The sequence below is a fragment of the Rhodococcus sp. P4_C10 genome (assembly GCF_056402135.1).
Genome location: NZ_JBFUHZ010000123.1, coordinates 1 through 301, shown reverse-complemented (window position 1 = coordinate 301; position 301 = coordinate 1). Strand labels below are relative to the sequence as shown.

The following is a 301-nucleotide window of genomic DNA, read 5'->3' as shown; positions in this document are numbered from 1 at the left end:
CCGGCGATCAGGTGGTTGGCCTGCTGCGCGCTGCCGCACTGGCAGTCGATGGTGGTGGCGCCGGTCTGCCACGGCAGGCCCGCAGCCAGCCAGGCCACCCGAGTGACGTTGTTGGACTGTGCGCCCGCCTGGGTGACGCAGCCGCCGATGGCCTGCTCGACGAGGAGGGGGTCGATGCCCGCCCGCTCGAGAAGTCCGACCTGAACCGCGCCGAGGGTCTCCGCCGCGTGCAGGCCGGACAGCCAACCCCCTCGCTTGCCGATCGGGGTACGGACTGCCTCGACGATTACTGGTGTGCCCA

The 301-nt window shown here is 71.4% G+C and carries 1 protein-coding gene; it reads right to left on the bottom strand.

All coding sequences use genetic code 11. The features are described from left to right. The coding region (locus AC1DWC_RS26805; RefSeq protein ID WP_477912934.1) for a thiolase family protein at positions 1–301 on the bottom strand (301 nt) is incomplete at both ends.